Annotated in this window: 21 protein-coding genes and 2 pseudogenes; 9 read left to right on the top strand and 14 right to left on the bottom strand. The window is 60.7% G+C overall.

The genetic code is table 11. The features are described from left to right. Positions 1-5: 5 nt before the first annotated feature. Genes BB029_RS10910 through BB029_RS10890 form a run of 5 tightly spaced genes read right to left on the bottom strand, consistent with a single transcriptional unit; the run spans position 6 to position 5,328 of the window. A complete protein-coding gene (locus BB029_RS10910; RefSeq protein WP_065939181.1) occupies positions 6-1,001 on the bottom strand; it encodes a MoxR family ATPase in 996 nt (331 codons plus the stop codon). After that, the gene (locus BB029_RS10905; protein WP_065939180.1) at positions 998-2,155 is read right to left on the bottom strand and encodes a DUF4350 domain-containing protein; all 1,158 of its coding nucleotides are present in this window, start codon (positions 2,153-2,155) and stop codon (positions 998-1,000) included. The genes BB029_RS10910 and BB029_RS10905 overlap by 4 nt, the downstream gene beginning before the upstream one ends. Then, positions 2,152-3,672: a DUF4129 domain-containing protein gene (locus tag BB029_RS10900; protein ID WP_065939179.1), complete on the bottom strand. Its 1,521-nt coding sequence runs from the start codon at positions 3,670-3,672 to the stop codon at positions 2,152-2,154. The genes BB029_RS10905 and BB029_RS10900 overlap by 4 nt, the downstream gene beginning before the upstream one ends. Next, a complete protein-coding gene (locus tag BB029_RS10895) occupies positions 3,659-4,639 on the bottom strand; it encodes a stage II sporulation protein M (protein WP_065939260.1) in 981 nt (326 codons plus the stop codon). The genes BB029_RS10900 and BB029_RS10895 overlap by 14 nt, the downstream gene beginning before the upstream one ends. Further along, a complete protein-coding gene (locus BB029_RS10890; protein WP_065939178.1) occupies positions 4,636-5,328 on the bottom strand; it encodes an RDD family protein in 693 nt (230 codons plus the stop codon). The genes BB029_RS10895 and BB029_RS10890 overlap by 4 nt, the downstream gene beginning before the upstream one ends. Positions 5,329-5,494: 166 nt before the next feature. Here BB029_RS10890 and sbcB point away from each other — a divergent pair, with 166 nt between their 5' ends. Further along, a complete protein-coding gene (gene sbcB / locus BB029_RS10885) occupies positions 5,495-6,922 on the top strand; it encodes an exodeoxyribonuclease I (protein WP_065939177.1) in 1,428 nt (475 codons plus the stop codon). Between the two features lie 89 nt (positions 6,923-7,011). Here the strand turns inward: sbcB and mvaT are convergent, their stop codons facing one another. Further along, positions 7,012-7,386, bottom strand: a complete 375-nt coding sequence (mvaT, locus tag BB029_RS10880; protein WP_003175830.1) for a histone-like nucleoid-structuring protein MvaT — start codon at positions 7,384-7,386, stop codon at positions 7,012-7,014. A gap of 348 nt (positions 7,387-7,734) precedes the next feature. On the opposite strand from mvaT, the gene purU reads away from it, so the two are divergent. Both purU and BB029_RS33690 read left to right on the top strand, forming a co-directional pair. Continuing rightward, entirely contained in the window at positions 7,735-8,583 is an 849-nt protein-coding gene (gene purU, locus BB029_RS10875) for a formyltetrahydrofolate deformylase (RefSeq protein ID WP_065939176.1), read from the top strand. Between the two features lie 86 nt (positions 8,584-8,669). Continuing rightward, complete coding sequence (locus tag BB029_RS33690) at positions 8,670-8,855, top strand: hypothetical protein (protein ID WP_083236364.1); 186 nt, start codon at positions 8,670-8,672, stop codon at positions 8,853-8,855. Between the two features lie 8 nt (positions 8,856-8,863). Here BB029_RS33690 and BB029_RS10870 read toward each other — a convergent pair. The 4 genes and pseudogenes from BB029_RS10870 to BB029_RS34150 all read right to left on the bottom strand — a co-directional run. Beyond that, a pseudogene (locus tag BB029_RS10870) lies at positions 8,864-9,601 on the bottom strand (DUF2334 domain-containing protein); the annotation flags it as partial. Then, the gene (locus BB029_RS10865) at positions 9,594-10,715 is read right to left on the bottom strand and encodes a glycosyltransferase family 1 protein (protein WP_065939175.1); all 1,122 of its coding nucleotides are present in this window, start codon (positions 10,713-10,715) and stop codon (positions 9,594-9,596) included. The pseudogene BB029_RS10870 and the gene BB029_RS10865, both read right to left, overlap by 8 nt. Positions 10,716-10,821: 106 nt before the next feature. Next, a complete protein-coding gene (locus tag BB029_RS34155) occupies positions 10,822-11,586 on the bottom strand; it encodes a methyl-accepting chemotaxis protein (protein WP_370671262.1) in 765 nt (254 codons plus the stop codon). A gap of 93 nt (positions 11,587-11,679) precedes the next feature. Beyond that, positions 11,680-12,711: pseudogene (locus BB029_RS34150) on the bottom strand (cache domain-containing protein); the annotation flags it as partial. Positions 12,712-12,902: 191 nt separating this feature from the next. Here BB029_RS34150 and BB029_RS10855 point away from each other — a divergent pair. Continuing rightward, positions 12,903-14,381, top strand: coding sequence for a helicase HerA-like domain-containing protein (locus BB029_RS10855; RefSeq protein WP_065939259.1), 1,479 nt, complete (start codon positions 12,903-12,905; stop codon positions 14,379-14,381). A 4-nt stretch (positions 14,382-14,385) separates the two neighbouring features. Here the strand turns inward: BB029_RS10855 and BB029_RS10850 are convergent, their stop codons facing one another. Further along, a complete protein-coding gene (locus BB029_RS10850; RefSeq protein ID WP_027605525.1) occupies positions 14,386-14,841 on the bottom strand; it encodes a DUF721 domain-containing protein in 456 nt (151 codons plus the stop codon). Between the two features lie 294 nt (positions 14,842-15,135). Between BB029_RS10850 and secA the strand changes: the two genes are divergently transcribed. The 3 genes from secA to BB029_RS10835 all read left to right on the top strand — a co-directional run bounded on the left by secA (position 15,136) and on the right by BB029_RS10835 (position 20,175). After that, positions 15,136-17,871 (top strand): preprotein translocase subunit SecA, encoded by a 2,736-nt coding sequence (gene secA, locus BB029_RS10845; protein WP_065939173.1) that lies wholly within the window; start codon positions 15,136-15,138, stop codon positions 17,869-17,871. Positions 17,872-17,994: 123 nt separating this feature from the next. Then, positions 17,995-19,212 carry a bifunctional glutamate N-acetyltransferase/amino-acid acetyltransferase ArgJ gene (gene argJ, locus BB029_RS10840; protein WP_065939172.1) on the top strand — a complete coding sequence of 406 codons (1,218 nt, stop codon included), beginning with the start codon at positions 17,995-17,997 and terminating at the stop codon, positions 19,210-19,212. An 18-nt stretch (positions 19,213-19,230) separates the two neighbouring features. Beyond that, positions 19,231-20,175, top strand: a complete 945-nt coding sequence (locus tag BB029_RS10835) for a Nudix family hydrolase (protein WP_065939171.1) — start codon at positions 19,231-19,233, stop codon at positions 20,173-20,175. A gap of 129 nt (positions 20,176-20,304) precedes the next feature. Here BB029_RS10835 and BB029_RS10830 read toward each other — a convergent pair whose 3' ends face one another. From BB029_RS10830 to BB029_RS10820, 3 genes are read right to left on the bottom strand one after another with little or no spacing between them, the layout of a single operon-like run. Then, complete coding sequence (locus BB029_RS10830) at positions 20,305-20,883, bottom strand: cob(I)yrinic acid a,c-diamide adenosyltransferase (RefSeq protein WP_065939170.1); 579 nt, start codon at positions 20,881-20,883, stop codon at positions 20,305-20,307. A gap of 2 nt (positions 20,884-20,885) precedes the next feature. Next, positions 20,886-22,919 carry a PAS domain-containing sensor histidine kinase gene (locus BB029_RS10825; RefSeq protein WP_065939169.1) on the bottom strand — a complete coding sequence of 678 codons (2,034 nt, stop codon included), beginning with the start codon at positions 22,917-22,919 and terminating at the stop codon, positions 20,886-20,888. A gap of 46 nt (positions 22,920-22,965) precedes the next feature. Next, on the bottom strand, positions 22,966-23,883 hold the full coding sequence (locus BB029_RS10820; RefSeq protein WP_065939258.1) for a putative 2-dehydropantoate 2-reductase: 918 nt from the start codon (positions 23,881-23,883) through the stop codon (positions 22,966-22,968). A 123-nt stretch (positions 23,884-24,006) separates the two neighbouring features. Here BB029_RS10820 and BB029_RS10815 point away from each other — a divergent pair, with 123 nt between their 5' ends. After that, complete coding sequence (locus tag BB029_RS10815) at positions 24,007-24,492, top strand: YajQ family cyclic di-GMP-binding protein (protein WP_003175814.1); 486 nt, start codon at positions 24,007-24,009, stop codon at positions 24,490-24,492. A 135-nt stretch (positions 24,493-24,627) separates the two neighbouring features. Beyond that, entirely contained in the window at positions 24,628-25,470 is an 843-nt protein-coding gene (locus BB029_RS10810) for a mechanosensitive ion channel family protein (protein WP_027605532.1), read from the top strand. The last annotated feature ends 108 nt before the right edge of the window (positions 25,471-25,578 follow it).

Genomic DNA, 25,578 nt, shown 5'->3' with positions numbered 1-25,578 from the left:
ACGGGTCATTGCCGGGGGGCCGGAATCTGGTCCAGCAGCTGCTTGAGCACCTGGTCGACCTCCAGCCCGTCTATATCCAGTTCTGGCGCAAGACGTACCCGATGACGCAGTACCGCCAGGGCACAGCCCTTGATGTCATCCGGTGTGACGAACTCGCCTGCCCGTAACAATGCCCGTGCGCGGGCGCCGCGTACCAGGGCGATGGAGGCTCTCGGGCCGGCGCCTATGGCCAATCCCGGCCAACTGCGGGTTGCTCGCGCCAGGCGCACGGCATAGTCGAGCACATGTTCATCCAGGGGCAGTTCACTGGCGACCAGCTGCAGCTGCAGCACGTCCTCGGCCTCCAGCACGGTGCGCAACGGTTGCACGTCCAGCATGTCGGCCCGTGATGAGCGTGTCACTTCGCGCACCATATCCAGTTCCTGCTGCGCATCGGGGTAGTCCATGCGTACCTTGAGCATGAAACGGTCCAGTTCGGCTTCCGGCAGCGGGTAGGTGCCTTCCTGTTCGATGGGGTTTTGCGTGGCAAGGACCATGAACGGCTGATCGATGGGCAGCGCCTCGCCTTCGAGGGTGACTTGCCGTTCCTGCATGGCTTCGAGCAGGGCTGCCTGGGTCTTGGCCGGAGCGCGGTTGATTTCGTCGGCCAGCAACAAGTGCGTGAATACGGGCCCCTTGCGCAGCTTGAACTGTTCGGTGTGAAGGTCGTACACCGCGTGGCCGGTGACATCGCTGGGCATCAGGTCCGGGGTGAACTGGATCCGCGCGAATTCGCCGTCAAAGCAACGGGCCAGGGCCCGCACCAGCAAGGTCTTGCCCAGCCCGGGAACACCCTCGAGCAATACGTGGCCGCCGGCGATCAGCGCGGTGAGTACATCATCGATCACCTGATCCTGGCCGATCACCGCCTTGCGCAGTTCAATGCGCAGGGCCTGGGCCTGCTGGCTGGCGCGTTGCAGAGAGTCGCCGGGCAGGGTGTTAGCGCTGGGAAATTCGCTCATAGGGCATTCCTGAGGGTTTGCAGGCACGCCACCTGCCGGCTGAAATCGGCACTGGAAAGCCGTTTCGTCGGGAGTGGGCCGAGGGCCTGGCTGATGACGTGAGAGGGTTGGCGCGTCAGGTGGGCAAGTACTCGCCCCTGTTCCGTGTTGTCGAGATGTTCAAAGCCGGGGTGACGCCGCCGTGCGGCGCGCAGGATGTCGCGCTGCAAGGCCTGCAACAGGGTGCCTTGGCCGCTGCGACGCAGCAGGAAGTCGGCGCTGGCTTTCAGGTGCTCCTGCAATTGCCGGCGTGCCTTGGGGGCGGGCGCCTGGATTGGGCCCTGGCGCATACCTGCCTGCCAGAGTGCCAGGGCAATCAGGGCAATGAGCGCCACCAACGCCTGGGGGAAATAACGCAGCAGCAGGGTGAACAGGTCATCTACGTCGCCGTTGAACAACAAGGTTACGGCAGTGCCCTGGGTCAGATGCCACAGCAGCCAGGCATTGTCGTGTTTGCCAATGTCTGGCGTTTTCCACAGCTCGCTGTCGGTGATCACCGTTACGCGGCCTTGCCCGAGGTCGAGTTGCATCAAATGGCTCGACCTGGCGCTATTGGCTGAAAATTGTGCCAGGTGCTTGGGGTCGATGAGATTGAAGTCGGTGTCGAAACTGAAATAGACCGGGGCTGTGTCGTTGTCGACATAGAGTTTGGTCAGGTCCGGTGCTTTATTTTTGCGGGCCGGCGCGGGGGCATCGGGTTCATCGCTGAGGACTTGGTGGATAGGCAGGCGATCGAGCAGCAGGTCGCCGCTCTTGCCGGTTTCTTCGTCCCACAGGGCCTCGGCGACTACCAGTAGATGGCCGCCGGACCTGGCCCAGTCCAGGAGTTGCCCTACCTGGCGTGGCGACATGTTGCCGCGTTCACCCAGCAACAGCAGGCTGTTGCCCTTGGCGGGCAGGCTCGCCAGACGTTCCAGGCCGTTGGCATGCACCACGGCCAGGCCTTGCTGGCGCAGAAAGTGTTCGGCTGCCAGGTAAGGATTGGCCAGGGCTTCCGGGGAGGGGCCGCGGTCCACCACTTCTTCATAGGGAATCGCTTTGCTCCAGGCGTAAAAACCGCCCGCTCCAAGCAGGCACGCCAACAGCAGCCCCACCCACAGTAATGGCCGGTTCATCGGGCGCCTCCCGCACTGAACAGGGCACGCCAATCGTTGCACAGTTTCTGCTGGACTGAGACCGGGGGCAGGTGATGGCCATAGGCGAGGTTTTGCCAGTGCCGCGTCAATTCATCACTGAAGGCCAGCAACTGCGGCTGCTGCAATTGGTGAACCCGTTGCAGGACCTGGCCTTCGGTGTCAGCGCTTTTAAGGGGCAGGTTGAAGTCATGCAGCAACCTGCTCAGCAGGCCACGATACAAAAGGCCGAGGGCCTCCCGTGGCTGGGTAGACCAGAGTTGCTCGGCGGCGCTGGCGATATCCTCGGGCAGGGTCTCGGCGCCCAGTTCCAGGCCGAACAATTGCGCGGGTGGTGGTTTCGCTGCTTTGGGTGTACGTGCCCCGCGCAGGCTGACAAAGGTGCGCAACCAGTCCCGATAACGCCAGGCCACCAGGGCCACGCCACCGATCAGCAGGCTCCATAACAGTACTTCCAGGCCTTGGGCTACAGGCTTGAACGTGTTGCTGTTGAGGTTGTCCAGCAGTGCCTGCAGCCACGCCGGAAGTTTGCCGTCACTGTGTGCCTTGTTTTTAACGACGGACTTTTCTTCGCCAAAGCGATAGCGGGTGACGGTTTCCGGATTTTTGAAGGGCGGCTTGTCCAGCAACGACTTGATGGACTGGCTTGCGCTTTGGGGAGGCAGTGGCTTGGCGTCATCCGCCATGGCGGGCAGGTTGAATGGCAGCAAGGTCAGCCCGATCACCAGCACTAACAGTGGCACCACACTGCTCAGACGCTGGCGCAGGCGGCGGAATACCAGCTCCAGGTCCCACGCCTCCAGCAGGGTGCGGCGATTGAGATAAAGGCTGAAACCGCAGGCGACATAGATGGGCTCCCAAAATACCAGGATCAAGGCGTAGAAGGCGTTGCTCAAGTGTTCCAGCCAGACTCCCTCGGAGCCCGTCGCCAGCGCCAGCCGTTGCCAATCCCAATCCAGTTCAAGTTGTTGCGGAATGAATAGATAGAACAGCGCCATGCAGCCGAACCACAGGCCGATTTCCAGGTGCACCCCAACGGTGGTCAACCAGCGCGCGGCTCCTGCATTGCGCTGCTGCAGCACGCCCAGGCGTTTCTGGCGCGCCTGGCCGTCCAGGCCTTCGAGCTGGCTGACCGGCATTACAAAACTGCGGCTGAGGCTAAGTCGGCGCCAGGTCAGGCTGGCCAGCAGTTGGTGGTTAAGCAGTCTTGGCCATTGGCGCACGGCCTGCTTAAGGCTGGGTGTTTCGCCGAACAGGGCTTTGGAGAGGATATATAAAGGCAAGCGGTCGAACGCCGGTTTGAGCCACCAGAACAGGAACATGGCTGTGGACGGGTATTGCCATAGCAACGCGGTAAGCAGGGCAAAAACCGGCAGTGTCACCAGCGCCCAGCTGCTCATCAACAGCAGGCGATGTTCCCGGGCCATTAATACCCCAAGGTCCATGGCCTCCCATGCGGTACGCGGGCGAATCGCCACGCTGGCATTACTCAGGCGCATGGCGAGTCCGTCCGGCAAGGGTCAGGTAAGTCGCCACCAGCAGCCAAAGTGCAGCACCCACCAGGTATTTGATCCAAGGGGCGATCTGGGTGGTGGAAGACCAGTAGGCCTCGATAAAAGCTGCGATCAGCAGGAACACCATGACACCGCATAGCAGTTGCACACTCTTGCGAGCGGCGAGCCGCAGGGATTCGCCACGGGTCAGTTGCCCCGGGGCGATCAACGCCCAGCCCAGTTGCAGGCCCGCGGCACCGGCGAGTGCAATGGCCGTCAACTCAAAGGCCCCATGGCCGACGACAAATGACCAGAAGGTCTGCCCATAGCCGATTTCTGTCAGGTGCCCGGAAATCGCGCCGATGATCAGCCCGTTGAATATCAGGAAAAACACACTGCCCAGGCCGAACAGCAAACCGGCGGCAAATGTCTGAAAGGCAATACCGATGTTGTGCATCACGTAGTAGCCAAACATCATCCAGTCTTCGCTCGAAGCACGTTCGGCAGCGCGCCCCAGCCGGCTGGCCTCGGGGTCATACATGCCCTGCATCTCGGCCACCTGCTGGGGGCTGACAATGCTGTAGATCAGGTCGGGAAACAGGTAGACCAGCAGGGCAATGCCCAGCAGGCTGCCAAAGAACAGCAGGCTGGCAATCAACACGAAACGCCACTGTTCTCGCACCAGACGCGGAAAGTCGGCCAGGACGAAACTCAGCACATTCGCCGCCAATTGGCTGCGGTGGCGATACAGTTGTTGATGGCCGCGCAATGCCAGTTGTTGCAGGGGATCCACCAGGTAACTGCTGTAGCCGCGCTCCTGGGCGAGGGCCAGGAGCTGGCATAGACGCCGGTATTGATGAGGGAAATCGGCCATATCACTGGCCTTGGCCTTGCCTTGTTCCAACTGCTTCAGTTGTTCGGCAAAAGCTTGCCATTGGTGTTGGTAACGGCTTTCGAAAAGACTCTGCTTCATGTCGGCCCCAGCAGGCCGCGGGCCACACCGTTGAGTTGCTCCACGGCGCGGGCCGGGGACACCTGCAGTGGCGTCGCAAGGATCGAGGCGAGCTCGTGTACCCTTTCGGCGGACAGTTCACCCTGGCGTTCCGCGAAGCCAAGAATCGCTCGCTGCTCACTCAGGTCCAGGGCAAACGGCAAGCGCAGTGCCGCGGCTTGAGGTACCTGGGGACGTGCCAGAGGCTGTTCGCGGTAAACCACCAAGGTGCCAGCGGCCAGGTCGCCAAGGCGTTTGAAGTGAGGATGTTGCAGGCAACTGATGGCGCCGAGAAAGTAGCCGAAAGGCAGCATGTCGACAAACCGCAGGAGGTTGCGGATCAGCGACGCCGACCAGCCTATGGGGGTGCCGTCGTCCTGCACGACCCGTAAGCCCATGACCTGTTTGCCCGGTGAGCAGCCTTGGTTGAGCACCTCGAACAGCACCATGTACCACCAACTGACCAGGAACAGCAGAAGCGATCCCAGGCCGATACCGATATTGCCGAGCAACGCCAATGGCACCAGCAGCACGCCCATGATCACTGCACGCGCGCCGAGGTCGAAGGCAAATGCCAGCGCCCGTGGCACCAAGCCGGCTGGGCGCAGCGGCAGGTCGATGCCCTCCGGGGTCTCGATCTGGTAGAGGGTGTCCAATGGGGCTGATGGCATCGCGATCCTTGGCAGTGCAGAGCGGCTGGAGACACGGATGCTAACAGTGTCCGTGATGGAAGCAACTACTCAAGGTTTTGCTGGATGTTTGTACAGTATAATTGGTGCTGGCCGCGAACACGGCTGAACGCCTAGACTTTGTCGATCTTCAGCACAGGAATAGCCCGTGACCTCCATTTTCTGGTACGACTATGAAACCACCGGCATCAACCCGCGCAGCGATCGCCCACTCCAGGTTGCCGGCATTCGTACGGACCTTGATCTCAACGAGGTCGGCCCGCCGGTCAATCTTTACTGCCAGCCCAGCGACGACATCCTGCCCCATCCCGCTGCCTGTGCCATTACCGGTATAACCCCTGGAATACTGGCGGAAAAAGGCCTGGCCGAGGCCGATTTCATGACCCGTGTACATGCCGAACTGGCGGCCCCGGGGACGTGCGGCGCAGGTTACAACACCTTGCGGTTTGACGACGAAATGACGCGCTACAGCCTGTATCGCAATTTTTTCGACCCCTACGCGCGGGAGTGGCAGGGCGGTAACAGCCGCTGGGACCTGATCGACGTGGTTCGCACTGCCTACGCCCTGCGCCCGGAAGGCATCGAGTGGCCGCAACAGGACGGGCGCGTGACCCTCAAGCTTGAGCGCCTGACTGCCGCCAACGGCATTGACCATGGCCAGGCCCACGATGCGTTATCCGACGTGCGTGCCACCATCGCCCTGGCGCGCCTGGTGCGCGAGAAGCAGCCCAAGCTTTACGAATGGCTGTTTCAACTGCGCAGCAAGCAACGGGTGATGGACCAGGTGCGCCTGCTGCAACCCATGGTGCATATCTCCGGACGTTTTTCCGCCGAGCGTCATTACCTGGGTGTCGTGCTGCCCCTGGCCTGGCACCCGCGCAACCGTAATGCGCTGATTGTCTGCGACCTGGGGCTCGACCCCCAAGGGCTGCTGGACATGGATGCCGCGGCCTTGCGCCAACGCCTGTACACCCGTCGCGAGGACCTTGCCGAAGGCGAGCTGCCGGTGCCGCTCAAGTTGGTGCATATCAACCGTTGCCCCGTGGTCGCGCCCTTGAACGTACTGCGGGCCGAGGACCGTGGGCGCCTGCAATTGGATATGGATATTTTCCAGGCGCGAGCCCTGCGGCTAACTGACGCACAGGAACTTTGGCGCGATAAGTTGGCGGTTATTTACGCCGAGGAGGATTTTGCCCCGAACGCAGACCCGGAACAGCAGCTTTACGAAGGTTTTATCGGGGATCGTGATCGACGGTTATGTGAGCAAGTCCGGGCGGCGGAACCTGCGCAGTTAGCCAGCCAGCAGTGGCCTTTTGATGATCACCGTTTGCCTGAATTATTGTTTCGTTACCGGGCGCGTAACTTCCCCGATACGCTGAACGGCGAGGAGCTACAACGTTGGAAACTTTTCTGTCAGCAACGTTTGGCAAATCCTGAATTCGGCGCGCCGAATACCTTGGAGGCATTTAATCAAGCCCGGCAGGAGTTGGCCGTTAGTGCGACGCCGTTTCAGCAGCAGGTGCTGGAGCAATGGCAGAGATATGCCGACTCTTTAGCCGCTCGTGTGAATCGGTAATAGCGGTTTGTAGAAAAGACGGTCAATAAAAAACGCCAGCAAGCTGGCGTTTTTAATGGGTTGCGTATCAAGCGCAGACCGGGTGAGGCTTAGCCCAGCAGGGTAGCCCAGCCTTCAACCACGTCACCGCCCCACTTGGCTTTCCATTCTTTCAGGGTTTTGTGGTTGCCGCCTTTGGTTTCAATCACTTCACCGTTGTGCGGGTTTTTGTATTGCTTGACCTTGCGCGCACGCTTGGTACCGGTAGTTTTCACGGCGCCACGGGGTGCTTTAACTTTCGACTCTGGATCCAGCAGCGCGATGATGTCACGCAGGGATTTGGAGTATTCACCCATGAGGGTGCGCAGTTTGCCTTCGAATTCCAGCTCGGTTTTCAGTTTGTCATCTTGGGACAGGTTCTTCAAACGAGCTTGCAGCTCTTTGATAGCTTCTTCGGTGGCACGGTATTCGTTGATCAGAGACATGTGGACTACCTTATGTAGAACGCTGATTGACAGGGATAGTGGCCCAATAATAGTCAGGCGGTTTCCCCAAGTAAACATTTAAGCGCGTATTCAGGTGAATTACTTTGAATGTTTGTGAAGACGCTATGCAATCGAGTTAATTAGTAGGGGCTACCCCGAAAATAATCTCCTTGAAATTCGCATAATTGCTGCAGCGTGCGCTGTTCATTCATATAGCAATGGTAAAACCATGCGCTATTAAGGGATGTGGCCAGGGCAACGGATCAGAATAAGGCTCATCGAATACTGCAGTTTTTCTGCACAATCGCTAGAATGGCGGCCTTTGCGAAGTTCTGGAGTTCCCCCCTAATGCGCACTTTTCGGCTGGTGATTGCTTGCCCGGACCGGGTCGGCATCGTTGCCAAAGTCAGTAACTTTCTGGCCTCCCACAACGGCTGGATCACCGAGGCGAGCCATCACTCGGACAACCTCAGTGGTTGGTTCTTCATGCGTCACGAAATCCGTGCCGACTCGCTGCCCTTTGGTCTTGAAGCGTTCCGCGAGGCATTTGCGCCCATCGCGGAAGAGTTTTCGATGACCTGGCACATCACCGACACCGAGCAGAAAAAGCGCGTGGTGTTGATGGCCAGCCGCGAATCCCACTGCCTGGCCGACTTGCTGCACCGCTGGCACAGCGACGAGCTGGACTGCGAGATTGCGTGCGTGATCTCCAACCATGACGACCTGCGCAGCATGGTCGAGTGGCATGGCATCCCTTACTACCACGTGCCGGTCAACCCGCAGGACAAGGAGCCGGCGTTCGCAGAGGTCTCTCGCCTGGTCAAGCAGCATGAGGCCGACGTGGTTGTGCTGGCGCGCTACATGCAAATCCTGCCGCCTGAGCTGTGCCGCGAATACGCAGGCAAGGTGATCAACATTCACCACAGCTTCCTGCCGTCGTTCGTGGGGGCCAAGCCTTACCACCAGGCTTCCCTGCGTGGCGTGAAGTTGATTGGCGCAACCTGCCATTACGTCACCGAAGAGCTGGATGCCGGTCCGATCATCGAGCAGGACGTGGTGCGTGTCAGCCACAGTGACAGCATTGAGGACATGGTGCGGTTTGGCCGTGATGTCGAGAAGATGGTGCTGGCCCGTGGCCTGCGCTATCACCTGGAAGACCGCGTGCTGGTGCACGGCAACAAGACGGTCGTATTCTGATTCAAGCGTCTTGGTTGAACAAAGAAGGGCCTGGGCGTTAAATCGCTGCAGGCCCTTTTTCATTCCCCGCACTTCAGGACCAGGCCATGACCGACCCACTTGATAAAGCCACGTCCAAGGCGCCTGCTACCTTGGGTGAGGGCTGCCTGAGTCGTTACGACCCGGATGCGCTGGAGCCGGAAGACGGTACGGACTTTCCGGGAGCAGCCGAGCTGTGGGAGCAATTGCAGGAGGCCGATGAATTGCCCGGATCCCCTGGCCGAGGTGCTTGAGCGACCACCTGTTCAGCCAGCCAGGCAGCCTTGGTCAGCGGTGCTCGCCCTGCGTCGAGTAGGCGTTGTACGGTTTCAAGCCAATAGCGGCGAGAGAATGCGTGGCGCATGTCCACCGGGTGCACGCCCAGGCGAATCACCGGGGCGGCGTGCCAGCGCTGTTCGCGACGATCGCTGATGACTCTGGACACCCCTCGGCGCCATGCACTGCGCGCACTCCAAGTCAGGCCCGGGGCGTCGATCGGCGTGAAATCGGGTAGTCGATACAGATGCTGCGGGCTGCTGGTGTAGCTCAGCGGTAGTTGGCGCAGGGCCTCGCGAGTGCCCTGGCTCATTAACCAGGCGGGTGCGACGAAGCCGTGCAACGGCCAGTCATGACGCCGGAATACTTCAATGCCATCCTGAAGACGATCAAGAGCCTGGGCTTGAGACAGTTGATAGAACTCAGCCTCATGGGTGTAGAGGCGGCGCATGAACCAGTCTTTGGGTGTGCGCGGTGCCGGTTGATCATCGCAATGGTAGTAACCGTGCAAGGCAAGTTCATCGCCCTTGGTCACGCGGCGATCCAGCAGGCGTTGAAAATCGCCGTGGGCAGTCAAGGCGTCGCGATGATGGAAGTCCGGCACCACCAACCATGTGATTGGCACGGTGCCCAGGGCATCGACGGCTTCGACAAAGGGCCGATAATCGGCCCAGTTGTGCGGCGCCACATCGTGCAGCACCAGTAATACCGAGCGCTCATGCATGGGAAGGCATCGGCTTGTGACTGCCCATTACCGCGTGGTAGTGGCCGAGCAGGCTGTCGACCACCGTATACCAGGCGTAATGTTGTTCTACATGACGCCGAGCCTGCGCGCCCAGGCGCCTGCTGCCGAAGTTGAACAGCTCGCGCACCGTATCGGCCATCGCCCTTGGGTTGTTTGGTGCGCACAGCAGGCCGCAGCGTTCGTCGACTATCTCCGTGAACGCGCCAGCCGCCACCGCGATTACCGGTATGCCGCAAGCCATGGCTTCGAGGATGACGAGGCCAAAGGTTTCCTGGTCGCCGCCATGCAGCAAGGCATCGGCACTGGCCATCAGCCGGGCGACATGCTGTGCCGGGCGAAACCCCTCGATGACGGTGACATTGGCCGGCACGCTGCTCGGCATGCCGGAGCCCACCAGCACCAAGTGATAGCCGTCCCCCAGGCGTTTCATGCAGCGAAGCAGGATCGGCAGGTTTTTTTCCTTGGAACCGCGCCCGGCAAAGATCAGCAGGCGGGTGTCTTCGCCGATCCCCAGCTCGGCGCGCAGGCCTGGGTCGCGGGCGTCAGGGGTAAAGGTTTGCAGGTCCACGCCCAGTGGTTGGACGAACACATTCTTCACGCCGAGCCCCATGAGCTTGTCGGCCATTACCTGGCTGGGCGCCAGCACCCGGTCGAAACTTCCATAGAGTTTGCTGACATAGGCTTCAACGTTCGGGGCAAACCAAGACCCCATGCGGTTGCTCACCAGTAACGGTAAGTCGGAGTGGTAGAAGCCGATCACCGGCACATCCAGCTGGCGCCGGGCATCCAGCGCGGCCCAGGCGGTGAGATAGGGATCACCTACCTCGATCAGATCGGGCTGTAAATCGTGCAGGACATTTCGCCAGGGGGAGAGGCGAAGGGGGAAGCGGTAGCCTTTGCCGAAGGGCAGCGCGGGAGCCGGTACCTTGAAGATGCCATCCTGATTGCTCCATTGCGCGCCGGGAATCAGCAGGCTATGGCGAATGCCGGGCTTAAGCCTCAGGCGTCGGTGCTTGGCGTCCAGGTAAGTGCGCACGCCGCCGCTTGTCGGGGCGTAGAACATGGTTATGTCAGCGATATGCACGATGAACATCCCTCCGATCCATTGCTCTCCTAACGTGGACCTGAGCTAAGGATAGATGTTCGGTTGGCGTTCATCGTGAAAACAGTGCAGGAGCCTGACCGGCTCCTGCGGTAGTTCAAATCCGGAAGCTGCCCACCAGCTGTTTCAACCGTGCCGCCTGCTGTTCCAGGTCGGCGCAGGCGCGCAGCGTCGATTGCAGGTTTTCCACGCCTTCCTGATTGAGGGTGTTGATCTCGGTGATGTCCATGTTGATCGACTCCACGACCGAGGTCTGCTCTTCGGTCGCGGTGGCCACCGACTGGTTCATGCCGTCGATCTCGCCAATGCGCTGGGTTACGCTGTTCAAGCGTTCGCCGGCCAGGTTGGCGATTTCCACGCTGTCATGACTGTGGCGCTGGCTGTCGCTCATGGTGCTGACCGAGTCACGGGCACCGATTTGCAGTTCCTCGATCATCTTTTGTACTTGCTGTGCCGACTCCTGGGTGCGATGGGCCAGGTTGCGCACTTCATCGGCGACCACCGCAAACCCGCGCCCGGCTTCCCCGGCGCGTGCGGCTTCGATGGCGGCATTCAGTGCCAGTAGGTTGGTTTGCTGGGAAATACTGGTGATTACCTCAAGAATCTGGCCGATATTCACCGTCTTGCTGTTAAGTGCTTCGATATTGCTGCTTGAGGCACTGATCATTGCAGACAGCTGAGTCATCGCCTTGATATTGCGTTCAACCACCTGTTGACCGTCTTCGGCCAATTGCCGTGCATCGCTGGCCTGGTTGGAGGCTTGTGCGGCGTTACGCGCGATTTCCTGTGCGGCGGCGCCCAGTTCGTTGATCGCGGCAGCAACGCTGTTGGTGCGGTTGGCCTGTTCGTCGGAGTTGACCATCGACGAGTTGGACGCACTGACAACCCGCAGTGCGACTTCATTCACCTGTTGGGTGGCTGAGGACACTTCGCGGATCGATGTATGAATGCGCTCTACGAAGCTGTTAAACGCGTTACCCAGGGTGCCGAACTCATCGTGATTCTGGATGGCCAGGCGGCGAGTCAGGTCACCCTCGCCGTCGGCGATGTCCTGCATCGCGCGAGTCATCACGTGCAGCGGCTGCAGCAGCACGCGTATCAGCATACCGAGCAGGGCGATGATGATCACCACGGCAATCACGGTGGCGATTACGGCGGAGGTGCGGAATTTGCTGAGCATTGCGTAGGCTTCGTCCTTGTCCACCGATACCCCGAGGTACCAGTTCACCGAGGGCAGCCCCTTGATCCGTGTGAAAGTAACGATGTTGTCCTTGCCGTTGGCTTCGACTTCGCTGAAGTCGCCGCTGATGGTGGGCGTGTGTTTTGGGTAGACATCGGAGAGGGACTTCATCACCAGGCTTTTGTCCGGGTGTACCAGCACCTTGCCGTCGGCACTGACCAGGAACGCATAGCCCATGCCACCGAAGTTCAGTGCACCGATGTTGTCCACCAGGGTCTGCAGGCTCAGGTCGCCGCCGACCACGCCGATGCTCTGGCTGCCCTTGGCACTGGGGGTGGCGATGGAGATGATCAATTGCCCGGTGGCTGCGTCGATGTAGGGCTCGGTCAGGGTCGAACCGTTGCTGCTCTGGGCGCCTTTGTACCAGGGGCGAACGCGTGGATCGAAGCCGTCCGGCATCTTGGTGTCGGGACGGATGGTGAAGGCGCCCTGACTGTCACCCACGTAGGTGGCCATGAACGATGACGTCAGGGTTTTCTGCTCCAGCAGGCTGGCAACCGCAGCGGGTTCAGGGTTGATGGCGATGTTCTGTGCGGCGTTTTCCACCAGTGCGATACGTCCGGTCAGCCAGGTCTGGATACTGCTGGCGGTGACGTCGCCCATCTCGTGCAGGTAGCTATTGAGGTCTTCGCGTATCGCGTTACGTTGCAAATAGTCGTTATAAAGCGTGAACAGCGTAAATGCCGCGATGACGATAAGGGAGGCTGCAAGCAGGATTTTATGGCTGAAGCGCAGATTTTTATTCATAGCTTGAAGGGTCCGCTAAGGTCTTAATATCCGAAGCGCGTCCTTGTGGAACACGCGGAAGGGTAGCGTCAAAAAAAGTTTGATATTTCCGTTGGTCCCTGTAGGAACTATCTGAGCGTTTTTTAGACTTTGTGGGTCTCACATCTGTCTTATCGACCTGGCGACACTAAAGATTAACCATGGGTGACGAAATGCCTGACTCCACACAACTCCTTATCGGTGCCGGTCTTGACGGCCAGCCTATTGCCCAGGCCATGCGCCTGGCCAACCGTCACGGTTTGATCGCCGGCGCCACGGGCACAGGCAAGACGGTCACGTTGCAACGTCTGGCCGAAGCGTTCAGTGATGCGGGCGTCGCGGTATTTGCCGCAGATATCAAAGGTGACCTCTGTGGCCTGGGTGCCGCCGCCAACCCTCAGGGCAAAGTCGCAGAGCGCATCGCCGGCATGCCGTTCCTTAATTACACGGCCAAGGCGTATCCCGTCACGCTGTGGGATATCCACGGGCAGTCCGGTCATCCATTGCGCACCACCATCAGCGAAATGGGGCCGTTGTTGCTCGGCAGTTTGCTGGAACTCACGGACAGCCAGCAGTCGGCCCTTTACGCAGCGTTCAAGGTGGCGGATCGCGAAGGCCTGTTGCTGCTGGATCTCAAGGACCTCAAGGCACTGCTCAATCACCTGCGTTATCACCCGGAGTTGCTCGGCGAGGATGCGGCGCTGATGACCACCGGCTCCAGCCAGGCGCTGTTGCGGCGTCTGGCAGTATTGGAGCAGCAGGGCGCCGAGGCGTTGTTTGGCGAGCCGGCCCTGCAACTTGAAGACATCTTGCAGCCCACCCGCGAGGGACGCGGGCGTATCCATCTGCTGGACGCCAGCCGCCTGGTGCATGAAGCCCCGAAAGTGTACGCGACCTTCCTGTTGTGGCTGTTGGCGGAATTGTTCGAGCAACTGCCCGAGCGCGGCGATGCCGACAAACCGTTGCTCGCGCTGTTTTTCGACGAGGCGCATTTGTTGTTTGCCGACACGCCCAAGGCTTTGCAAGAGCGCTTGGAACAAGTGGTGCGGCTGATCCGTTCCAAGGGCGTGGGGGTGTATTTCGTCACCCAATCGCCGGGCGACCTGCCGGACTCCGTGCTGGCGCAACTGGGTTTGCGCATCCAGCATGGCCTGCGGGCGTTCACCACGAAAGAACAGAAATCCTTGCGGGCGGTCGCAGACGGGTTCCGGCCGAACCCGGCGTTTGATGCGTTATCGGTGTTGACCGAGCTGGGCACGGGTGAGGCATTGGTGGGCACCTTGCAGGAAAAAGGTACGCCGGAAGTCGTCCAACGCGTACTGGTCGCGCCGCCGCAATCGCGAATCGGGCCGCTCAGTTCGGCTGAACGCGCTGCATTGGTGGCCAGTTCGCCCTTGCAGGGGCGCTATGACAAGCCGATTGATCGCGAGTCGGCCTATGAAGTGTTGATGGCGCGCAAGGCGCTTGGACCGACCGAAGAGGCCGGGCAGGCCGACGAGGAGCTCAGTTTCACTGACAAGGCCGGGGCGTTTCTGGGAACCACCGCAGGCAAGGCGCTGAAATCCGCGATGCAGCAGGCCGCCAATCAGATGGGGCGCCAACTGGTGCGTGGTTTGCTGGGGTCTTTGCTGGGCGGCAGCAAGCGCAAGTAGCGGTTCAGGGTTTGGGCTTGCCATGGGCGGCCAGCCGCTCAAGTGCCGCGCGCAGGCCCGGATCGCTGATCCCGTCGGCCGTGGCCTGAATCGTCTCGGCCGCCGTCTCCGACAAGTCCATCGTGTGGCCCGCCGCGCCTTGTTGCACGGTCGGCGGCTGCACCTTGAACTGGATGCGCGTCAAGCTGGCGAACTCATCGAACGCCATCAATTGACGCTGCAGGCGTTTTTGCTGATAGCGCAGGCGGGTCGCCCAGTGGCCATCTGTGACAATCAGCAGCAGGTTGCCTTCACGCCAGGACGCCACGTGGCAGTGCTCACGGGCGGCCGGTTGAAGTTGGCTTTCGAGCAGGCGTTGCAAATGGCCCAAGCGTTGCGCATGGCCAAAGATGGCTTTCAACGGCTTGGCTTCGCGAAGCAACACGCTGGGCGCGCGGGCTGTAAGAGGGCGAAATGCCATGATTGGACACCTTAAGTAACAGAGCGGCCATCTTAGCAGAAAGCGTCTATGCGGCCCCGGGCAATACATTGCCGGGGCTTTATCCACAAAATCAATGAGCTCCACGGGTTGAAGTTCGCGCAAAAGCCCTTATTTTAAACAAGCCCTCTCACAGCCCCTTGCCCGCCTCGGGGAACAACGCCACTTTCCTCACCCACGATTCCGGGTAGAATGCGCGTTCGCATGCGGCCGTGAGGGCTGCTCGGGCCACTCACGGTGCGCCCTCCATCCCTATGTGTGGAAGAACCTGCCGATATGTTTGCGCCTTTGTTAAAGAAACTTTTTGGAAGCAAGAATGAGCGCGAAGTCAAACGCATGCTCAAGACGGTGCAGCTGGTCAATGCCTTCGAAGAGCAGATGGTTGCCCTTTCGGACGAGCAATTGCGCGCCAAGACCGAAGAGTTCAAGGCCCGCATAGCCAAAGGTGAAACCCTCGACAAGCTGCTTCCCGAAGCCTTTGCGGTTGCCCGTGAAGCCGGTAAGCGTGTCATGGGCATGCGCCACTTCGACGTCCAGTTGATCGGCGGCATGACCTTGCATGAAGGCATGATTGCCGAAATGCGTACCGGTGAAGGCAAGACCCTGGTAGCAACCCTGGGTGTTTACCTCAACGCACTGTCCGGCAAGGGCGTGCACGTTGTGACGGTGAACGACTACCTGGCTCGCCGGGACGCCAACTGGATGCGCCCGCTGTATGAATTCCTCGGCCTGACCGTCGGCGTGGTAACGCCGTTCCAGCCGCCGGAAGAGAAGCGCGCCGCCTACGCCGCCGACATCACCTACGGTACCAACAACGAATTCGGTTTCGACTACCTGCGCGACAACATGGCGTTCAGCATGGAAGAAAAATTCCAGCGCGAACTCAACTTTGCCGTGATCGACGAAGTCGACTCCATCCTCATCGACGAAGCCCGTACCCCGCTGATCATCTCCGGCCAGGCCGAAGACAGCTCGCGCCTGTACACCGAGATCAACAAGTTGATCCCGCGCCTTGAGCAGCACATCGAGGAAGTGGAAGGCGTGGTGACCAAAGAAGGTCACTTCACCATCGACGAGAAGACCCGCCAGGTCGAACTCAACGAAGCCGGTCACCAGTTCGTCGAAGACATGCTGACCCAGATCGGCCTGCTGGCCGAAGGCGAGAGCCTGTACTCGGCCCACAACCTGGGCCTGCTGACCCACGTGTATGCCGGCCTGCGTGCCCACAAGCTGTTCCATCGCAACGTCGAATACATCGTGCAGGATGGCCAGGTCGTACTGGTCGACGAACACACCGGGCGTACCATGCCGGGCCGTCGTCTGTCCGAAGGCCTGCACCAGGCCATCGAAGCCAAGGAAATGCTCAACATCCAGGCCGAAAGCCAGACGTTGGCCTCCACCACCTTCCAGAACTACTTCCGCCTTTACAACAAGCTGTCCGGCATGACCGGTACCGCCGACACCGAAGCGTTCGAATTCCACCAGATCTATGGCCTGTCCGTGGTGGTCATCCCACCGAACAAGCCGCTGGCCCGTAAAGACTTCAACGACCTGGTGTTCCTGACCGCCGAAGAGAAATACGCGGCGATCATCAACGACATCAAGGACGGCATGGCCCAGGGGCGTCCGATCCTGGTCGGTACCGCCACCATCGAGACTTCCGAGCACGTGTCCAACCTGCTCAACAAGGAAGGCATCGAGCACAAGGTCCTCAACGCCAAGTTCCACGAAAAAGAAGCCGAGATCATCGCCCAGGCCGGTCGCCCAGGCGCGCTGACCATCGCCACCAACATGGCCGGTCGTGGTACCGACATCCTGCTGGGCGGCAACTGGGAAGTGGAAGTGGCCTCGCTGGACGATCCGACCCCTGAGCAGATCGCCCAGATCAAGGCAGACTGGCAGAAACGCCACCAGGCCGTGCTGGAATCCGGTGGCTTGCAGGTGATCGCCTCCGAGCGCCACGAATCCCGTCGTATCGACAACCAGCTGCGCGGTCGTGCCGGCCGCCAGGGTGACGCCGGTTCCAGCCGTTTCTACCTGTCCCTGGAAGACAGCCTGATGCGTATCTTCGCCTCGGATCGGGTGAAGAACTTCATGAAGGCCCTGGGCATGCAGTCCGGTGAAGCGATCGAGCACCGCATGGTGACCAACGCCATCGAGAAGGCCCAGCGCAAGGTAGAAGGCCGTAACTTCGACATTCGTAAGCAACTGCTCGAGTTCGATGACGTCAACAACGAACAGCGTAAAGTGATCTATCACATGCGTAACACGTTGCTGGCCGCCGACAACATTGGCGAAACCATCGCCGATTTCCGTCAGGACGTGCTCAACGCCACCGTCAGCGCACATATCCCGCCACAATCGCTGCCTGAACAGTGGGATGTCGCCGGTCTGGAAGCGGCGTTGAAGAGCGACTTTGGTGTCGACTTGCCGGTCCAGCAATGGCTCGACGAAGACGACCACCTGTACGAAGAAACCCTGCGCGAGAAGCTCATGACCGAGCTGCTGGCCGCGTACAACGAGAAAGAAGAGCAGGCGAGTGCCGAAGCACTGCGCACCTTCGAGAAGCAAATCGTACTGCGCGTGCTGGACGACCTGTGGAAAGACCACCTGTCGACCATGGACCACCTGCGTCACGGCATCCACCTGCGTGGCTATGCCCAGAAGAACCCGAAGCAGGAGTACAAGCGCGAGTCGTTCACGCTGTTCTCCGAGTTGCTGGATTCGATCAAGCGCGATTCGATTCGCGTGCTGTCCCACGTTCAGGTGCGTCGCGAAGACCCGATCGAGGAAGAAGCGCGCCTGCGCCAGGAGGCCGAGGCACTGGCTGCGCGCATGCAGTTCCAGCACGACGAGGCACCGGGTCTGGAAGCGCCTGAAGTATTGGGTGAAGAGGTCGATGTAGTCCTGGCCCAGACCCCGGTTCGCAACGAGCAGAAGCTGGGCCGCAACGAACTGTGCTGGTGCGGTTCGGGCAAGAAGTACAAACACTGCCACGGCGAAATCAACTAAGATTTTTGCCTGACGCTGCTACACCCCGCGCCGCGACCGGCCCCTGCCGTCGCGGCGTTTTGCCATTAATTTCACCGTCGATCACGACGGCACAGACATCACCTATTTTTAAGGAGCGCATTCATGGCTGTTGGTCTTGGTCCTTTGCCCACATTGCACCCGGTTGCCGGTTTTGAGCTCGGTATCGCTTCGGCCGGCATCAAGCGTCCAGGGCGCAAGGATGTGGTGGTGATGCGCTGTGCCGAAGGCTCGACCGTTGCGGGCGTGTTTACCCTCAACGCCTTCTGCGCCGCGCCGGTGATCCTGGCCAAGCAGCGTGTTGCCGGCTCGATTCGTTACCTGCTGACCAACACCGGCAATGCCAACGCCGGTACCGGCGAGCCTGGGCTGGTCGCCGCCGCACGCACCTGTGCCAAGCTGGCCCAACTGGCCGGCGTGGACGCCAGCCAAGTGCTGCCATACTCCACCGGCGTCATCGGTGAGCCGTTGCCGGTCGAAAAAATCGAAGGCGCCCTGCAAGCTGCGCTGGACGACCTGTCTGCGGATAACTGGGCGGCAGCCGCCACCGGCATCATGACCACCGACACCTTGCCCAAAGGAGCGAGCCGTCAGTTCGTGCACGACGGCGTGACGGTTACCGTGACCGGTATCAGCAAGGGCGCGGGCATGATTCGCCCGAACATGGCCACCATGCTTGGCTACATCGCCACCGACGCCAAGGTTTCCCGAGATGTGCTGCACAGCCTGATCCTGGACGGCGCCAATAAGTCGTTCAACCGCATCACCATTGATGGCGATACGTCCACCAATGACTGCTGCATGCTGATCGCCACCGGCCAGGCCAACCTGCCGGAAATCACCGAGGCCAGCGGCCCGCTGTTCGCGGCGTTGAAGCAGGCGGTGTTCGAGGTGTGCATGGACGTGGCCCAGGCCATCGTGCGTGACGGTGAAGGCGCGACCAAGTTCGTGACCGTTGAAGTCAACGGCGGCGGCAACCACCAGGAATGCCTGGATGTCGGCTACACCGTGGCCCACTCGCCGCTGATCAAGACCGCGCTGTTCGCCTCCGACCCGAACTGGGGCCGTATTCTGGCTGCCGTCGGCCGTGCCGGCGTGCCGGACCTGGACGTGAGCAAGATCGACGTGTTCCTGGGCGACGTATGCATCGCCAGCCGTGGCGCCCGTGCCGAGACCTACACCGAAGCCCAGGGTTCGGCGGTGATGCAGCAGGAAGAAATCACTATCCGCATCGAACTCGGTCGCGGTGAGTGCAGCGAAACCATCTGGACCACCGACCTGTCCCACGAGTACGTGAAGATCAATGCGGAATACCGCACCTGATAGAAGAGGATAAGCGCGGTGAAACGAGTGCATGTAGCAGCAGCGGTGATCCGCGGTGTCGACGGCAGGATCCTGCTGGCGCGCCGTGCCGATACCCAGCATCAGGGCGGCCTGTGGGAGTTTCCCGGTGGCAAGGTGGAGGCCGATGAGTCGGTCGCCACGGCCCTGTCCCGTGAGTTGCAGGAAGAGCTGGGTATCCAGGTCACCACGGCGCGACCGCTGATCAAGGTGCAGCATGACTACCCGGACAAGCAGGTGTTGCTGGATGTCTGGGAAGTCTCGGCCTTTACCGGCGAGCCCCACGGTGCCGAGGGACAACCGCTGGAATGGGTGGCCCCGCGCGATCTGCCCCACTATGAGTTCCCGGCCGCCAATGCGCCAATCGTGGCGGCTGCGCGCTTGCCGGCCGATTACCTGATCACGCCGGGCGAGCTGGAAACGCCCACGCTCCTGCGCGGGATCCAGAAGGCTATCGCCGGTGGCATCAAGCTGATCCAGCTGCGGGCGCCCAACGGTTACGACCCTAAATACCGCGATCTTGCGGTAGATGCGGTGGGCCTGTGCGCCGGTAAGGCGCAGTTGATGCTCAAGGGTCCGTTTGAATGGCTCGGGGACTTCCCGGCGGCCGGCTGGCATATGACTTCGGCCCAACTGCGCAAATATGCGAGCAAGGGCCGGCCGTTGCCGAAGGACCGCTGGTTGGCGGCGTCATGCCATAACGCGGAGGAACTGGCGTTGGCGGAGTTGATGGACGTGGATTTTGTCACGCTGTCGCCGGTGCAGCCGACCCAGACCCATCCCGATGCGCAGCCGTTGGGCTGGGAACAGGCGGCAGAGTTGATCCGTGGGTTCAGCAAACCGGTGTTTCTGCTGGGTGGGGTAGGGCCTGCTGAGCGGGAACAGGCTTGGGAAGCCGGCGCTCAAGGTGTCGCAGGGATTCGGGCGTTCTGGCCTGAGGCTTGAGGCTGTTCTGAAGGGCCCTATCGGGAGCAAGCCCCCTCCCACATTCGACCGGGTTCCAACTTTGGAATGTGATCAACATGTGGGAGAGAGCTGGCCCCCGATGAGGCCCTATCAGTCACCGAATCATCATCAGTGTGGCTTCGCCGCCGCCTGCCACAACACTTCTGCAACACCCTGGCGCTTGGCAATCACCCTTGCCGCCACAAACAGCAAATCCGACAGCCGATTGATATACGCCAACCCCACCCCTTCCAACGGCTCGACAGCATTCAAATGCTGACAGCGCCGCTCGGCACTGCGCGCCAGGCTGCGGCACACATGGGCCTGGGCAATCAGCGCTGAACCACCGGGCAGGATGAAATTCTCCAGGGGCCCGAGCTCTTCGTTCCAGCGATCGATCGCCGCTTCCAGCCGATCCACTTCCGCCGCGTTCAATGCCTTGTACTCCGGCATGGCCAACTCCCCACCCAGATCGAACAATCGATGCTGGCAAGGCGTAAGCACCTCGATCACGTCCTGTAAGCCTGGATGCTGCCCGCCGAGGGCTTCGAGATACGCCAGCAGTAACCCCAACTGGCTATTGAGCGTATCGACCTCGCCGATGGCCTCCACCCGGGGATGGTCCTTGGGCACGCGGCGGCCGTCGCCGAGGCCGGTTTCGCCTTTATCGCCGGTGCGGGTGTAAATCTTCGACAGGCGAAAGCCCATGATCAGTGCTCCAGTTGGGTGAGTTCGTAAGGTGGCAGTTGGCCCGCCAGGGGCAGGCGCAAGGTGAAGCAGGTGCCTTGGCCGAGGGTGGAATGCACCTCCATCTGGCCCTTGTGGTTGTTGGTGATGATGAAATACGACACCGACAGCCCAAGCCCGGTGCCCTGGCCGATTTCCTTGGTGGTAAAGAACGGCTCGAAGGTGCGTTTGCGCACGTTTTCGCTCATGCCGATGCCATTGTCTTCCACCTGGATTTCCGCCCACGGCGGGTTAAGGCGCGTGCGCAGGATGATGCGCCCCGGTTCGCTGTCGTCCTCGCGCAGGTGAATGGCCTGGGCGGCGTTTTTCAGCAGGTTGAGCAGCACCTGTTCCAGTTCGTTGGCCGTGCCGGGCACGGGGCCCAGTTGTGGGTCGAACTGGCGGATGATCGCCTGGCCCTTGAAATCGAAGCCAATGGCCAGGTCAAAGTCGTTACCGGCGATTTCTACCGCCTGGTCGATCAGCGCCGGCAAGTCGCAAGGCGCCATCTGCCGGTTGCTGCGGCGGCTGAAGCTGAGCATGTGGGTGACGATTTTCGCCGCCCGTGCCCCCGCCTGCTGGATACCGTCGAGCAGTTGCGGCACTTCGCGGCTTTGCAGGTAGCGGTTGACGGTGTCCAGCTCAACCCCCACCTGCTCGGCGTGTTCCAGGTTCTTGGGCAAGTCGGGGGACAGGCGCCGGCGAATGTTCTGCACGTTATGCAGGATCGCCCCCAGCGGGTTGTTGATCTCGTGGGCCATGCCGGCGGCAAGTCCGCCGACGGAGAGCATTTTTTCCGACTGCACCATCATCTCTTCCAGTGACAGGCGCTGGGTGATGTCGTCGATACGGATCACCACGCCGCGCCCGGCACCGCCCATCAGTGGGTAGAAGGTCAGGGCGTAATGCTTGGGTTCGTCGTCCTTGATCCAGGTGACGCGCTCGATGCGTTCCACCGTGTGCTGCTCCACCGTGGCCTTGATCTGCGGCAGGTACGGCTTGAGCGGCTGGAAGGCGAGGTAGATCGGTTGATTCAGCGCTTCGTCCAGGCGTGTGCCGGACAGGGCCGTGGCCTCCTGATTCCATTGGGTGACGTAGAGCTGTTCGTCCAGGGCGATCAGTGCCGAAGGCATCGAGTCGATGATGCTGTTCAGGTAGTTCTGGAAACCGGTGAGCTTTTTCTCGATCTTGCTGCGTACCTGGACTTCCAGCTCCAGCTTGCGGTTGGTGTGGCGTGTCTCTTCGGCCAGGCCTTGTGCCTGGTCGTAGGCCGCCTGGGAATCGTCCCGCGCGCGCTTGAGCTGCTGCTCCCGGGCTTCGATGCGCGACAGCATGGTGTTGAAGGCTTCGGCCAGGCTGCCGATTTCGTCGTGGTTGCCTGGGCCGGCGCGCAGGGCGTAGTTCTCTTCGCGGGTGACCTGGCGTGACAGCTCTTCGAGTTCATGGATCGGCCGGGTGATCAGGCGTTTGATCTGCCGGGCAATGATCAACCACAGCAGCACACTGAAAATCAGGATGCCCAGGCTCGCCGTCAATGTGCCGGTATAGAAGGCCACCGGCAACTCACTGCTGGCCACCAGCAACAGGTGGCCGGACGGTTGGCCGGGACGGGGCAGGGTGATGACCTGGTTACTGCGAAATTCGGTCACTCGCCAGGCTTCGATATGCCGGTAGTTGTCCGGCAGGTGCAGGCGATCGCCGTGTTGCATCTGCGCCAGGCGATTGCCTTCGCCGTCGTACAGGGCGGCGGCGCGCAGGGGCGAATAGCTGGTCAGTTCATTGAGCAGCGCATCGGCCTTGGCCGGGGATTCAAGGGCTTCGGCGGCGAGGGCCGGGTTGGACACCAGCCGGCCGATGGCCTGCAAGGCCTGGGGCGCCATGCTTTCCTGGGAGATCCAGTAGGCGGCGCTGATAAAGGTCAGGTTGGCCACCAGCAGGACGGTGGTCAGCAGCACCAGCAGGGCGGCCAGCAGTTTCTGCCCGACCGGTAGGTTTTCTAGACGCTGGCGCAGCGGCATCAGGGTTTTCCCAGGTGATAGACAGGCGGGCAGGGTAGCGCGTGGCTCAGTCGCGGAGCAATCCGCGTGCAAGTAACTGCTCGACCAGGCGCACTTGCAGCTGTTGCACATGGGGCAGGCTCAATTGGTGACGGGCGGCCGCCTGGCAAGCATAGCCCAACAAGTAGCTGATTTCGGTGCGGCGGGCGTTGGCCACGTCCTGGAACATGGAGGAATAATTGGCGGCCGTGGCCTGGATGACCCGTTCCACTTCCTGGTGCAGATCCAGCGCGGCGGCGGGTTGGCCGCAGCATTCCAGCAGTTCGCCAAGCTCGGCACACAGGGTCGCGACTTCACATTGATGGTTCTGCAGTTCGCCGTTGCGGCACTGGTAAAGCACCGTCAGCGGGTTGATCGCGCAATTGAGCGCCAGTTTGCGCCACAGGCGCGTCAGGATGTCGGTACTCCATTCGTGGGGGATGCCCGCAGCGTGCAGGTCGTCCAGCCACCGCGGTGGGGTAGGGTGGCTCGCGTCCCCCAGCCAGGTGTAGCCATGGCCGGCGAACACCACGCGCCAGTCACCGTCGCGAAACGCGCCTTCGGTGCTGGAGGCAAAAATGCAGCGCGCCTGGGGCAGTTGCGCGGCCACCGCGTCCTGGCTGCCGAGGCCGTTCTGCAGCAGGATCAGCTCGGCGTCCGGTGCCAGACGGTGTTGCAGTTGTGCGACAGCGCTCTGGGCGTCGTAGGCCTTGCACGCTACCAGCAGGCGATGAATCGGCTCGGGGCTGTCGGGCGTTTCGGCGAACACCGGGTAGGTATGGGCGACGCCGTGTTCCATCAGGGTCAAGCCGGGTGAAGCCCGGTAGCTGGCCAGGCGCGTGGCATCGCGCAGGATCAACCTGACGGGCGAGCCGGCACGAGCCAGGCGGGTGGCCCACAGTGTGCCCAGGCTGCCCGCGCCGAGAATATGCCAGGTGGTCGACATCAGTTTTTGCTCCGCAGGGTCGCTCACAGTGAACGGGACGAAAGAACCGCTATAATGCCCCGGCATTTTAGCTCGGGCGCGCTCCATCTCTACTGAACCCGCCCCTTATATTGGAGAAATCACATGCCTTCGTTCGACGTGGTATCTGAACTGGACAAACACGAAGTCACCAACGCCGTCGAGAACGCCGTCAAGGAGCTGGACCGCCGCTATGACTTGAAAGGCAAGGGCAGCTTCGAATTCAAGGAAAAGGAACTGACCGTCAACCTGACCGCTGAAGCCGATTTCCAGCTGGAAGCGATGATCGAGATCCTCAAGTTGTCGCTGGTCAAGCGCAAGATCGACGCGCAGTGCCTTGAAATCAAGGACGCCTACGCCTCCGGCAAGCTGATGAAGCAGGAAGCCGTACTCAAGGAAGGTATCGACAAGGAGCTGGCGAAGAAGATCGTTGCCCATATCAAGGATGCCAAGCTGAAAGTACAGGCTGCCATCCAGGGTGAGCAGGTTCGTGTCACCGGCAAGAAGCGTGATGACCTGCAGGAGGCCATTGCCGCCCTGCGCGCCAAGACCTTCGACATGCCGCTGCAGTTCAATAACTTCCGCGACTGATGGCACATTGGGGAACCTGTGGGCGTTTTCGGCGTCCCACGCCCCAGAGCCAGCGCCTGCTCTTGAGCCCTACGGGGCTCATTTGCGTTTTCAGGCAGTCAATAAGCCGCACATCCGCCATACAGGAGAAGCTACATGGATTTAAACGCTGAAATGGATCACTTGATCAAGACCTCGCAGTCATGGATCCCGATGATCATGGAATACGGCAGCCGGGTGTTGCTGGCGGTGATCACCCTGGCCATTGGCTGGTGGCTGATCAACGTATTGACCCATCGCGTGGGCCGCCTGCTGGCCATGCGTAACGCGGACCTGGCGCTGCAGCACTTCATCACCAGCCTGGCGAACATTGCGCTGAAAGTCATGCTGATTGTCAGCGTGGCCTCGATGATCGGCGTGGCGACGACCTCGTTCGTGGCTGCCATCGGTGCCGCTACCCTGGCCATCGGCCTGGCGTTGCAAGGCAGCCTGGCCAACTTTGCCGGTGGCGTGCTGATCCTGTTGTTCCGCCCGTTCCGCATTGGTGACTGGATCGAAGCCCAGGGCACCTCCGGGACCGTCGATAGCATCCAGATCTTCCACACCGTGCTGCGTACCGGTGACAACAAAACCGTCATCGTGCCCAACGGCATCCTGTCCAACGGCATCATCACCAACACCAACCGTCAGCCGACCCGCAAGGTGGTGTTTGACGTGGGTGTGGACTACGAGGCGGATCTGCAAAAGGCCCGTGAAGTACTGCTGGACCTGGCAAAAGATCCGCGCGTACTGACGGATCCTGCTGCGGTGGCCGTGGTGTCGACCCTGGGCGATAGCTCGATCACGGTTTCCCTGCGCTGCTGGACCAATACCCCGGATTATTGGGATGTAGTGTTCATGCTGAATGAACTGGCGCGTGATCGTTTAAAGGCAGCGGGGATTGATATTCCATTTCCGCAGCGCGTTATTCGAGTGATGCAGGAAGCAGCTCCGAAGTAAGTGAAAGAAGCGCGTTTAACTTGGCCGAAAGGTCAGGTTAAACGTGTCACCTGAATCTCGTTAGTTAGCTTGCTAGTTATTTATTCGTTGAAATAAAACTGCAATAAA

It is taken from the genome of Pseudomonas sp. S3E12, from assembly GCF_001702295.1.
GTDB lineage: Bacteria > Pseudomonadota > Gammaproteobacteria > Pseudomonadales > Pseudomonadaceae > Aquipseudomonas > Aquipseudomonas marginalis.
The sequence above is the reverse complement of the archived record's forward strand: the minus strand, read 5'-3'. Positions and strand labels throughout refer to the sequence as shown.

Bases quoted from the DNA above. Each gene is read 5' to 3' on its own strand.
- BB029_RS10900 (WP_065939179.1), bottom strand. From the start codon at position 3,672: ATGCGCCTGAGTAATGCCAGCGTGGCGATTCGCCCGCGTACCGCATGG.
- BB029_RS10820 (WP_065939258.1), bottom strand. From the start codon at position 23,883: ATGTCGACCACCTGGCATATTCTCGGCGCGGGCAGCCTGGGCACACTG.
- argJ (WP_065939172.1), top strand. From the start codon at position 17,995: ATGGCTGTTGGTCTTGGTCCTTTGCCCACATTGCACCCGGTTGCCGGT.
- BB029_RS10825 (WP_065939169.1), bottom strand. From the start codon at position 22,919: ATGCCGCTGCGCCAGCGTCTAGAAAACCTACCGGTCGGGCAGAAACTG.
- BB029_RS10890 (WP_065939178.1), bottom strand. From the start codon at position 5,328: ATGCCATCAGCCCCATTGGACACCCTCTACCAGATCGAGACCCCGGAG.
- BB029_RS10830 (WP_065939170.1), bottom strand. From the start codon at position 20,883: ATGGGCTTTCGCCTGTCGAAGATTTACACCCGCACCGGCGATAAAGGC.
- BB029_RS33690 (WP_083236364.1), top strand. From the start codon at position 8,670: ATGACCGACCCACTTGATAAAGCCACGTCCAAGGCGCCTGCTACCTTG.
- BB029_RS10910 (WP_065939181.1), bottom strand. From the start codon at position 1,001: ATGAGCGAATTTCCCAGCGCTAACACCCTGCCCGGCGACTCTCTGCAA.
- BB029_RS34155 (WP_370671262.1), bottom strand. From the start codon at position 11,586: ATGGTCAACTCCGACGAACAGGCCAACCGCACCAACAGCGTTGCTGCC.
- BB029_RS10815 (WP_003175814.1), top strand. From the start codon at position 24,007: ATGCCTTCGTTCGACGTGGTATCTGAACTGGACAAACACGAAGTCACC.
- purU (WP_065939176.1), top strand. From the start codon at position 7,735: ATGCGCACTTTTCGGCTGGTGATTGCTTGCCCGGACCGGGTCGGCATC.
- BB029_RS10895 (WP_065939260.1), bottom strand. From the start codon at position 4,639: ATGAAGCAGAGTCTTTTCGAAAGCCGTTACCAACACCAATGGCAAGCT.
- BB029_RS10865 (WP_065939175.1), bottom strand. From the start codon at position 10,715: ATGTTCATCGTGCATATCGCTGACATAACCATGTTCTACGCCCCGACA.
- secA (WP_065939173.1), top strand. From the start codon at position 15,136: ATGTTTGCGCCTTTGTTAAAGAAACTTTTTGGAAGCAAGAATGAGCGC.
- mvaT (WP_003175830.1), bottom strand. From the start codon at position 7,386: ATGTCTCTGATCAACGAATACCGTGCCACCGAAGAAGCTATCAAAGAG.
- BB029_RS10855 (WP_065939259.1), top strand. From the start codon at position 12,903: ATGCCTGACTCCACACAACTCCTTATCGGTGCCGGTCTTGACGGCCAG.
- BB029_RS10905 (WP_065939180.1), bottom strand. From the start codon at position 2,155: ATGAACCGGCCATTACTGTGGGTGGGGCTGCTGTTGGCGTGCCTGCTT.
- BB029_RS10850 (WP_027605525.1), bottom strand. From the start codon at position 14,841: ATGGCATTTCGCCCTCTTACAGCCCGCGCGCCCAGCGTGTTGCTTCGC.
- BB029_RS10810 (WP_027605532.1), top strand. From the start codon at position 24,628: ATGGATTTAAACGCTGAAATGGATCACTTGATCAAGACCTCGCAGTCA.